This is a genomic window from Pseudomonas sp. Xaverov 83 (assembly GCF_019352905.1).
Lineage (GTDB): Bacteria > Pseudomonadota > Gammaproteobacteria > Pseudomonadales > Pseudomonadaceae > Aquipseudomonas > Aquipseudomonas yamanorum.
Window position 1 is genome coordinate 66,039 of the sequence record NZ_JAAAFU010000058.1, and the last position, 9,839, is coordinate 75,877.

9 protein-coding genes are annotated in these 9,839 nt (G+C 60.9%); 2 read left to right on the forward strand and 7 right to left on the reverse strand.

Going from position 1 to position 9,839, the window contains the following annotated elements:
- Positions 1 to 19: 19 nt before the first annotated feature.
- The 6 genes from K0H47_RS19195 to K0H47_RS19220 all read right to left on the reverse strand — a co-directional run bounded on the left by K0H47_RS19195 (position 20) and on the right by K0H47_RS19220 (position 6,723).
- On the reverse strand, positions 20 to 634 hold the full coding sequence (locus K0H47_RS19195; protein ID WP_063031483.1) for a hypothetical protein: 615 nt from the start codon (positions 632 to 634) through the stop codon (positions 20 to 22).
- A gap of 491 nt (positions 635 to 1,125) precedes the next feature.
- Entirely contained in the window at positions 1,126 to 1,332 is a 207-nt protein-coding gene (locus K0H47_RS19200) for a hypothetical protein (protein WP_063034008.1), read from the reverse strand.
- A gap of 217 nt (positions 1,333 to 1,549) precedes the next feature.
- Entirely contained in the window at positions 1,550 to 2,200 is a 651-nt protein-coding gene (locus K0H47_RS19205) for a hypothetical protein (RefSeq protein ID WP_257626699.1), read from the reverse strand.
- Between the two features lie 513 nt (positions 2,201 to 2,713).
- Complete coding sequence (locus K0H47_RS19210; protein ID WP_063031485.1) at positions 2,714 to 5,119, reverse strand: TonB-dependent receptor; 2,406 nt, start codon at positions 5,117 to 5,119, stop codon at positions 2,714 to 2,716.
- Between the two features lie 96 nt (positions 5,120 to 5,215).
- Complete coding sequence (locus tag K0H47_RS19215; RefSeq protein ID WP_093210107.1) at positions 5,216 to 6,190, reverse strand: FecR family protein; 975 nt, start codon at positions 6,188 to 6,190, stop codon at positions 5,216 to 5,218.
- Positions 6,191 to 6,222: 32 nt separating this feature from the next.
- On the reverse strand, positions 6,223 to 6,723 hold the full coding sequence (locus tag K0H47_RS19220; RefSeq protein ID WP_063031487.1) for a sigma-70 family RNA polymerase sigma factor: 501 nt from the start codon (positions 6,721 to 6,723) through the stop codon (positions 6,223 to 6,225).
- Positions 6,724 to 6,869: 146 nt separating this feature from the next.
- On the opposite strand from K0H47_RS19220, the gene K0H47_RS19225 reads away from it, so the two are divergent.
- Positions 6,870 to 7,427 (forward strand): GNAT family N-acetyltransferase, encoded by a 558-nt coding sequence (locus tag K0H47_RS19225; protein WP_081253180.1) that lies wholly within the window; start codon positions 6,870 to 6,872, stop codon positions 7,425 to 7,427.
- On the opposite strand, the gene K0H47_RS19230 is transcribed toward K0H47_RS19225, so the two are convergent.
- On the reverse strand, positions 7,405 to 8,283 hold the full coding sequence (locus tag K0H47_RS19230) for an EamA family transporter (protein WP_219273424.1): 879 nt from the start codon (positions 8,281 to 8,283) through the stop codon (positions 7,405 to 7,407). The two genes, K0H47_RS19225 and K0H47_RS19230, sit on opposite strands and share 23 nt — an antisense overlap.
- A gap of 116 nt (positions 8,284 to 8,399) precedes the next feature.
- Between K0H47_RS19230 and K0H47_RS19235 the strand changes: the two genes are divergently transcribed.
- Positions 8,400 to 9,200, forward strand: a complete 801-nt coding sequence (locus tag K0H47_RS19235) for a helix-turn-helix domain-containing protein (protein ID WP_219273425.1) — start codon at positions 8,400 to 8,402, stop codon at positions 9,198 to 9,200.
- Positions 9,201 to 9,839: the final 639 nt, after the last annotated feature.

Below are 9,839 nucleotides of genomic sequence, written 5' to 3' on the forward strand. Positions count from 1 at the left end.
GTTGAGGCGTTACCCGGGCTTATCGGGTTTTATTGTGCTCGAGCCAACGATCAAGGGTTTTGTTACTGAGCCAACCCTCTTGGTGATGGCTGCCAAAAATACGCCGACCCGTGCCGTGGGCGTTTTCCAGGGACTGCAATAGCCCGGGGCGATCCACAATATTCTTCGCCATATACACCTGCTGTTCATCGTATTTTTTTCGCGCCAACCCCGTGATGGGGTCCAGGACGGGTTCACCCTGGCTGTCGAGTTCGTCCGGGTCCTTGCTCATGGCAACCAGCAACTCGATGTTGACGTAGCCGATGCATTCAAAGAAGCCCTTACGGTCCCGGGACCTGTCACGCAACTCGGTAAACATCGCCTTGAATACCTGGACAAGCTCAGCGTTGCTCTTGGCGTGGAAAGGGTCTGGGCTGAAGGCACTGGGATCGCTGTTGCCGAACACCACACTTTCAGCCTTTGAAAGGCTTTCCCGGGTGATGTAGCCGTCCTGATCGGTAATCGCATCGATCAGGCGCGGGCGCTGGACCAGTGCCTTGGCCAGCAAAATCGCACTGTCGAATTTCTGGTTATCGCCGATTGTTTTGCCGGCGATTCGTTGCAGCGAAGACAGCGTCAGTCCGTCACTTTTCATGGAGTTCTTTCAGCGTGGGAAAACTGACTTTCAGCGCTTTCACCAACTCGCTGTCTGGCAACTGGAGGTTGGGATTCGGTGACCCGGCGCGAGGGGCAACACCGTTTTGAAGCGTACGATGATGCGGCACCACCTCATAGGGCCTGGCCGACCGCAAAGGTGGCCTGTAACCGGAAGACCGAACAGCCGTAGCGCCAGGATGGGCTTGCCGGCCAGCATCACCAGGCTCAATTGAAGCCACCTGAGCGGTACGCCCTCCCTCACCCGCTGTCACATCAAATGGGCCTGTACCACCGGGCTGCAGGTAGCCTGATCCGCGATCAATTCTCATGATTCATCTCCACCAATTTTAGATCCACGCTTGCCTGGACATCACCCCGGTAACGGCCGTATCGCTCGCGCGATTAACAAGCCAAAGGTGTGTGGTGCCCTGCAGGCAATGGTTCCGCCGTAGCGAAGCGTTCCAATGACAACATGTAAAAAGCGAAAAATCAGTGGTCTTTTGGTTCGCTCGGCGAAGCCGGTTTCGTCTCCTGCCAAACGCCTTTGATCGCGCCGACCATCGATCCCATCGCTGCGCAAAACTGGCGTAACACAGAAGCTTCAGCGGCAGGCAACTGCCCGTTGGGCAGCATACCCTTGATGAAGTCGTCGGCAGCCGGAGCCTGAAACTTGTGCTGCCCGGTGAAGTTCTTCACTCGCAGGGCCTCTGCACCCTGCTCGCGATTTATACCCTGCGGCAAAACATCATGACCCGCCGGCGGGTTGGAGGCTGGCGGGGGCCCGGGATGGCGTGACCCAAACGACGTTGACGTCATGTCTAAGCCCTCGCTGGGAATGTAAAAGCAGCGGATTGATCAGAACAGGTCATCACGCCACGAAGCATACGCAGCGCGATCAAGGCCGTGACGGGGTTTAGCGCGACAACCAGCGCAACGCGTCCTTGTGGATCTTGCCGTCGTGGGGACGATTGCCAGTGTTTTCCATTTGTTGGAGCAAATGGGAACGCTGAGTGACTTCCTTCGCCAGTTGAATGAGTGCATCCGTCCGCGGGCGACCGGTCAGAGGCTTCGCAGCAAGTTGGCGCAGCTCTTTGATTTCTATCGCGGGGTTCCAAAAGCCACTTTTCAAATCGCCAAACCGTTCAAGCATGGCTTGGGCAAGCTCCTTGTCGTCGTGATATTTGAAAGGGTTTGTCGAGTTGATGATCATGGTAATTTTCAACCTGTCGATCAACCCATCCAAGTGCCCCGTGGAGCTGTGACGGTCAAGGGCTTCTACCAGTCCCGGCCGTTTCAGGATTTCCCTGGCCGCGCGGATGTTATGGTCGGTGGCGGCGTGACCGGTCAACGGTCTGCTCGCCATGCTTGCCAGGTTTTCCGGCGTGACGTATTGCGCCCCCCGTCCGCCGAAACTATCGAAATTATCCAGCAGATGCTTGGCCAACGCTTCGTTAGTCTTACCTGAATACAGCGGATCCGGCCTGCCGGAAACCGGGCCGCAATACCCTGGATTCGGCTTCGGCGGCTTGCCGATACATGGCCGGCACGGCTCCGGGTCCGGCATCGGTGGCTTGCCGATGCCTGGCCGGCATGCCCCTGGGTCCGGCTTTGGCGGTTTGCCGATACCCGGGCGGCACGGCTCCGGGTCCGGCATCGGTGGCTTGCCGATACCTGGCCGGCAGGCTCCTGGGTTCGGCTTTGGCGGTTTAACGATACCTGGGCGGCACGGCTCCGGGTCCGGCGTCGGTGGCTTGCCGATACCTGGCCGGCAAGCGCCTGGGTTCGGCTTTGGCGGTTTGACGATACAGGGGCGGCACGGGGGCGCAGTGTGGTTGTGAATTGAGGCAGTGGTCTGATTGGACGCGGATACCGACATAGGCATCTCCTGTTCGGCGGGTTTTCAGGGAGCGCCTCCTCCTCCAGAGCACCACGACGAAGTGATCGTCCAGGCACTGTATGAAAAGCGGGCAAACCTGTGTGGCCGAACGGTCGGATTCAGTTCCGGTGAAAGCGAGGAAAGGTCGCAGCCCGTGCCGACAATGCCGGCACAGGCTGCGACCTCTGAATCAACTGCGGGTCAAAACCCGACGCTGGCCTGCACAAAGAACGTGCGCGGCTGGCCCAGGTAGATCCCGGAGTTGTTGTCGCTGGAGCGGGTGTAGTGCTCCTGGTTGAAGACGTTTTTAACCCCGACGCCCAGCTTCAGGTTCGACAGCTGCGCGCCGAAGTCATAACCGCTGCGCACGTTCACCGAGACATAGCCGGGAATGTCCCCGTACTGGCCATCGGCGGTCGGCTGAGTGATGTAAGTCGTGCCGGTACCCGGCGCACGCTGGCCGGACTGCGCGTAGACGTCCAGGTTGTGGGTCCAGTGGTTGATGTCGTAACGCAGCCCCAGGGTGGCCACTTCACGGGAGTACAGCGGCAAGTCGCGCCCCTTGAAGGCAACGTCGCCTTCAGAGGTGGCCTTGGTGTAAGTGAAGCCGGCGTTGGCGGTCAGGCCGTCCAGCCGCGGGTCCAGGTTCGACAAGTCGTAATGGGCCGACGCTTCGATGCCTTCGTGCTTGGTGGCGCCGAGGTTGGTCCAGCCCACATCGTTGCTGACGTATTGCAACTCGTCCGAGAAGTCGATGTAGAACAACGTCACTTCACCGCCCCAGACGTTGTCGTTGTAACGGGTACCGATCTCGTAGGTCTTGGCTTTTTCCGGGTTCAGGCCGTTCGCGGTCTGATCACCGTTACCGCCCTGGCCCAGCTGAAAGTACTGCAGGCTGCCGAAGGACGTTTCGTAGTTGGCGAACAGCTTCCAGGCATCGGAGACGTGGTACATCACGCTCAGGGCCGGCAGCGGTTCGTTGTTGTGGATCTCGCGACGTTTCTCCTGGACCGTGGTGCCATTCAGGGCGACTACCGGACGGTCGTGCCATTCGGTGCGAATCTGCTCAAAGCGAACGCCCGGGGTAACGGTCCACTTGCCGATATCAATCTTGTTATCGATGTAGAACGAGTTGGCCTCGGTGCCGCCGGTCCGGTCCTGGTACACGTGGCCGTCATTCTGGCCTACCGGCGTCGGCACGTTGTTGACCAGCGCCAGGCTGGTGGCCTGCTCGTGCATGCCCTCCTTGAGGTAGCGATAGCCGACGCTGACTTCCTGGGTACTCGGTCCCAGGTCAAACACGTGGGACACCCGCGGCTCGATGCCGAAGGTGTAGTAGGTGCGCGGGTAGGAACCCAGGGTTTTCAGGTCGCGGTTGGCGATGTTGCTGCCGCGGAAACTGTCGGAGTAGTACGTCAGCACTTCAGCCTGGGTGCGGTCGTCGATCTGCCGGATGTACTTGAAGGACATATCCTTGCGCCGGCCATTGAAGTTGTCCCAGTCACGCACCGATTGATACGGGTTGGCATCGTACTGCTTCTGGGTCAGGCCGCCGGGCATGTCGGCGCTGGCGTCGTAGTAGTGGAAATTCAGCGAGAAATCGTCTTGATCAGTCGGCGCCCAATGGGTCTTGAAGATCACGTCGTCGATGTCGTTGGAGTTGTTGCGGTCGCGGTAACCATCGCCCTTGGTCCCGGAATACAACAACGCAGCGCCGATACCGTTGTCGGCGGTGCCGCCGATGAAAGCGTTTTCAATATGCTTCCAGCCGCCGTGGGCTGCCGTTTCCAGGGTGGTGCCGACTTCACCGGAGAATTTTTCCGGAATGGCGCGGGTCACGAAGTTGATCACGCCACCGACGTTCTGTGGCCCATAACGCACGGAGCCCGCGCCGCGCACCACGTCGATGCTGTCGAGGTTGCCCGAGGAAATCGGCGCCATCGACAACTGCGGTTGACCGTAAGGGGCAAATGCCGCCGGTACGCCGTCGATCAATACCGTGGAGCGTGGCGACAGACGCGAGGTCAGGCCGCGCACGCCGACGTTGAGGGAAATATCACTGCCGCCGGTACCGTTGGCCTCCTGCACCTGCACCCCGGGAATGCGGCGCAGCACGTCGCCGACGCTCATCGCGCCCTGCTCCACCATGGCCTCACGACGGACCACGGTGCGCGCGCCGGGGTGGTTCTGCACCACTTCGGCATTCGCATCACCCAGCCAGTCGCCGACGACCTTGATGTCGGTGGCACCCAGCTCCAGCGGCGAACCGGCTTCGCCGGTGCCTTTGCCCAGCGGGCGCAGGGTCACGGAGCCGGCGTCGATTTGATAATCCAGGCCGCTGCCTTGCAACAATTGGCGTAGGGCTTGTTCTGGCGACAGCTTGCCGTCGACGGCCGGGGCTTGTTTGCCGGCCACCATGTCGGGGCTGAAGAACACTTGCAGCGACGTCTGCTGGCCCAACTGGCTCAAGGCCGATCCCAGGGACTGGGCCTGAATATGAATCGCGTCGTCAGCATAGGCCGCCGGCAGTGCGGCGCTGACGGCCAGTGCCAGGGCGAGGGGTGCCCAACGGGATGATTTATTGTTTTTCACGGCGAGTTTTTTCACGTCGAACGGAGTCCTGTGATCGCAAGAGAGTGCGGCTGTTAATGCAAACCAGTTGCAGTTGCACAAGAAGACGAAGAACTCGGAAAAAACCTGAATCTATCGTGAAATTATTTCCTGGCTACCGTCCGGCAAGGTGCGCAAGGCCACCGGAAGAATGTGCGGCAAGGCCTTGAGCAAGGCGTCGGTGTCGGTGGATTTGAACACACTGGTCAAGCGCAGGTTGCTCACCGCAGGCGTACTGACCCGCAACGGTTGCTCGCGGTAACGCGAGACTTCCCGGGCGACTTCGCCGAGGGTAGCGTTGTTGAACACCAGCTTGCCGGTGCGCCAGGCCGTCAGTTCTTCTGGGTTGACGGCGTAGGCAGCCGCCACCTGGCCCCGGTCGTCCACATGGGTGCCCCGGCCGGCCGTGAGCATCACGACGGCATCGGATGTGCGTCCTTGTACCTTGACCGTACCGGCCTCGACCACCACGCGGGTCTGGTCGTCATCGCGACGCACGTCGAAACGTGTACCGGTGACCGTCACCTGCCCTGCCCCCGCCGACACCACAAAGGGCCGGCTGGTGTCGTGTTCGACACTGAACATCGCCTCGCCCTGCTTGAGTTCGATGCCGCGCTGACCTTTTACGTAATGCACCGCCACCACGCTGCGGCTGTTCAAATCCATCAGCGAACCGTCGGGCAGCGCCACCTGCCGGCGCTCCCCCAGCGCGGTGCTGAATTCGGCGTTGTACGTCGCCGGATGATCCAGGCCACTGAACAACCCAAGGCCCAGGGCCACCGCCAGCACACTCGCCGCCACCCCATAGCGCAGCACTGGCCGGCGCTTCGCACGCGGTTCTGGGGCATCGCACAACGCCTGCAAGCGTGCCTTTGGCACCAGGTCAGTGGCGCTCCACAAACCCTGCAGCACATCAAATTCGTACTGGTGCTCGGCATGCTCCGCACGCCAGGCATCAAAACGCTCGCGTTCTTCGACGCTCAACGGGCTGTCCTGCACACGCACAAACCACTGCGCTGCCTCATCGCGGGCCGTCGCACTGCCGCAGGCACACTCACGGGTATCCATCATGGAAGATCCTGTTTCAAAGCGGGCATTGGTCATGGGGCCATAGCGTCCAGGCGGTCACGTAGATGCCGCAGGGTGCGGATCATATACTTTTCCACCATGTTTTTAGACAGGCCCAGGCGCTCGGCGATTTCCTGCTGGGTCAGGCCTTCGATCTTTTGCCAGATGAAAATCTTGCGGCAATTAAGCGGCAACTCGGCCAAGGCTCGCTCGATGGAATCCGCCAGCTGGATCGCGTGCATGAAATGCTCCGGGTCGCCACTGTGGGGAGAACGCTGATCAAAGGCCTCCAGCGTCATCGCCTCCCGACGGTCTTCGCGACGATAGGCGTCAACTGCGATATTGCGCGCCGTTTGATGCAGATAGGCACGAGGTTGCTCAACTGCGCTGGATTTTGACTCAAGCACCCGCACAAAAGTGTCGTGGGCCAGGTCTTCGGCCTGCTGACGGTTTCTCAGGCGGCGCGTCCAGGTCCCGATCAACTCTTCATAGTGCTCGAAAAAGCCTGTTCTGCGGGGCGGCTGAGGAGTCATCTGGGTGCACTGGGGAGGCGGGGCGTGAATAGTAATGCTTCCTATTAAGTGGAGCAATTGCTTCCCGTCGTCCTCTTTCCTTGACCCTTGTGCAACCCGCCCAATCCCGGCAGCATTCGCCCGTGACTTTCACGGACGAGCACCTTATGACCCTGCCCTTTTTCGCCCCCTTTCTCCTCACCACTGAACGCCTGGGCCTGCGTCCTCCCCATCAGGATGATTGGCGCGCGCTGTTTGCCATCTGGTCCGATCCCGAGGCCATGCGCTACTTTTCCTTTCCCACCATGACCCGCGCCGAGCAGGCCGTTGAACGCTTCGGCCAACTGATGGAAGCCTCGATTGCCGGTGAAGACCTGGTGTGCATGGTGGAGTTGCTGGCCACCGGCGAGGTGATCGGCAGTTGCGACCTGTTCAATGTGGATGAGCAATGCGGTCGTGCCGAAATCGGCTTTACCCTGAACCGCCAGCATTGGGGCAAGGGCTACATGAGCGAGGCGGCCCGCGCCGTGATCGACCACGGCTTCAACACCGTTGGGCTGCGCCGCCTTGAAGCCGATATCGACCCACGCAACCTGGGCTCCGCAAGATTGCTCGAGCGCCTGGGTTTTGTGCGCGAAGGCCTGCTGCGCGAGCGCTGGGTGGTCGGCGATGAGATCTCGGACAGCGCGCTGTATGGCCTGCTCAAGCGTGACCGCCCTGCCTGACCCACAACGGGCGTCCCTTCTTCATTCCCACGATCAAGGCCAACAGAATCAAGCCCATGGCCTGCCACTGCGAAACCCCGGGGCGCTCCCCCAGAATCAGCATCGAGCTGACGATACCAAACACCGGGATCAGCAGTGACAGGGGTGCCACCCGGGAAACCGGGTACTCGCGCAACAACAGGTTCCAGCCCCAATAGCAGAAGTGCGTCGCGCCATATACCTGGAACGCCAGCGAGAACAACGCCACGCCGTTCAACTGCCCCGGCAACGCGATAAAGGCTTGCGGGCCGTCCAGCAGCCACGTCAACAGCACCAGCGGCAACGGTGCAAACAGGCTGGCCCAGACCACGAAGGCAAAGATCTCCCGCACCCCGGAAACCTTGATGATGATATTGCCGATGCTCCAGGCCAACGCGCTGAACAGCACCAGGGCAAACCCCAGCATCGTCGCCGTCCCCTGCACACCCAACAGCACCAAGCCCATGGCCGCCAGCGCCACGCTGATCAATTGCGGCAGGGACAGGCTTTCACGAAACAGCAGCACGCCCCAGCCCAGGGTGAAAAATGCGCTGAACTGGATCAATAGCGACGCGCTGCCGGGGGGTACGCCCATGGCGATCCCGAGGTTGATCAAGGCCCACATCGCCACCCCGAAGATCAAGCCGTAGGCCGCCAGCCACTTCACCGCCACCTGGGGTCGTTTTACCAGAAACACCCAGGGCAATGCCGCCAGGGTGAAACGCAGGGCCGTCAGCAACAATGGGTTGATCTCGGCCAGGCCCAGCTTGGTGATGGGGAAGTTGAATCCCCACATGGCCGTCACCAGGACGGCCAATAACAGGTGTTTGTGCTTCATGGTGACGGGGTCCATTTGCTGGTTGGCACGATAAGAGGCCGTGCATCCGGCAGATTTTTTCGCAAATCGTGATGGCCCGCCTGCGATTGTGGGTCAACAAAGGCTAGAATCAGGCCATGCCCGATATTCATCCCTACGAAAACACCCCTCGCGACGTGGTCGTGACCGCTATCGACTATGCCGACGGCCAGCTGTTCCCTGACCACGCGCACCCGCGCGGCCAGTTTGCGTATGCCAGCCGGGGTGTCATCACGGTCTACACCGCTACCGGTAACTGGGTCGTGCCGCCCCGCCGCGCGATCTGGGTGCCGCCGCATGTGTCCCACGCCATGCTGATGCGCGGGCCGGTGACGATGCTCAACACCTACATCCGCCCGCAGGCGGCGCGGCGGCTGGAGTTGCCGCAAGCGTGCCAGGTGTTGGACGTCTCGCCGCTGCTCGGGCAGTTACTGGAGAAGGCCGTGGAGGTGCCTGCGCGTTACGCGATGGGTGGCCGCGATAGCTATTTGATGGGCTTGCTGCTGCACGAGATCGCCCAGATGCCGGTGCTGCCGCTCAGTGCGCCGTTGCCTGCCGAGCCGCGGTTGGCGAAGGCTTGCGAGGGGTTTCTGGCCGGGCCTTCGTTGGAGGTCAGCATTGATGCCATGGCGCTCGGCGCGGGGATGAGCCGCCGGACGTTTACCCGGCAGTTTCGTCAGGCCACGGGTATCAGTTATCTGCAGTGGCGCCAGCAAGCCTGCCTGCTGGCGGGGATTGTGCGGCTGGGCAATGGGGAACCGGTGACCAGGGTGGCGCTGGATTTGGGGTATAGCAGCCCGAGTGCGTTTGCGACGGTATTCAAGCGTGTATTGGGTGAGGTGCCGAGTCGGTATTTCACCAGGGAGTTGCGGGGGGTGGGTCGGGGTACATATCCATAATTTTCGTAACGGCGACTATTGGTTCCGCTCTTACAGCGGCTCACTTTTGAACAGCGCAAAAGTAAGCAAAACGCTCTTGCCCCACCACTCGGCACCTCGCCCAGGCTCGGTGTGCCCTCACTCCGGCTTTGGACCGTGGGCCGCCGCGATGGGCCATCCTTGGCCCAGCGCGGCTAACCCGGCGTCCTGCCGGGTTACCCACGCTCCAAAGCCTGCGTTCGGCCAGCGTGGTTTAATGGGGCGCCTAAGATCAAGATCAAGATCAAAAACAGATCAACAGCACAGCGGCCTACCGGCCGGCTTGAGTGTTAAAAGCCAGATCAAAAGCTACAGCGAAAGCAGAGCTGCTTTTCTGTGGGAGCTGGCTTGCCTGCGATGCAGACACCTCGGTTTTTCAGATACACCGAGGCGATGCCATCGCAGGCAAGCCAGCTCCCACATTTGACCGTGCCCACTTTTGATTTGGCTTTTGCTTCACCACACTCAAGCCGGCCGGTAGGCCGCTGTGCTGTTGCTTTTGATCTTGATCTGACTGCCCCGATAAGCCCGAGGCCGAACGCAGGTATTGCGGAGCGGGTAAACCGGCAGGACGCCGGTTTACCCGCGCCGGGCCATGGATGGCCCGTCGCGGCGGCCCGC

Bases quoted from the DNA above. Each gene is read 5' to 3' on its own strand.
- K0H47_RS19195 (WP_063031483.1), bottom strand. From the start codon at position 634: ATGAAAAGTGACGGACTGACGCTGTCTTCGCTGCAACGAATCGCCGGC.
- K0H47_RS19205 (WP_257626699.1), bottom strand. From the start codon at position 2,200: ATGCCGGACCCGGAGCCGTGCCGGCCATGTATCGGCAAGCCGCCGAAG.
- K0H47_RS19215 (WP_093210107.1), bottom strand. From the start codon at position 6,190: ATGGATACCCGTGAGTGTGCCTGCGGCAGTGCGACGGCCCGCGATGAG.
- K0H47_RS19220 (WP_063031487.1), bottom strand. From the start codon at position 6,723: ATGACTCCTCAGCCGCCCCGCAGAACAGGCTTTTTCGAGCACTATGAA.
- K0H47_RS19225 (WP_081253180.1), top strand. From the start codon at position 6,870: ATGACCCTGCCCTTTTTCGCCCCCTTTCTCCTCACCACTGAACGCCTG.
- K0H47_RS19230 (WP_219273424.1), bottom strand. From the start codon at position 8,283: ATGAAGCACAAACACCTGTTATTGGCCGTCCTGGTGACGGCCATGTGG.
- K0H47_RS19235 (WP_219273425.1), top strand. From the start codon at position 8,400: ATGCCCGATATTCATCCCTACGAAAACACCCCTCGCGACGTGGTCGTG.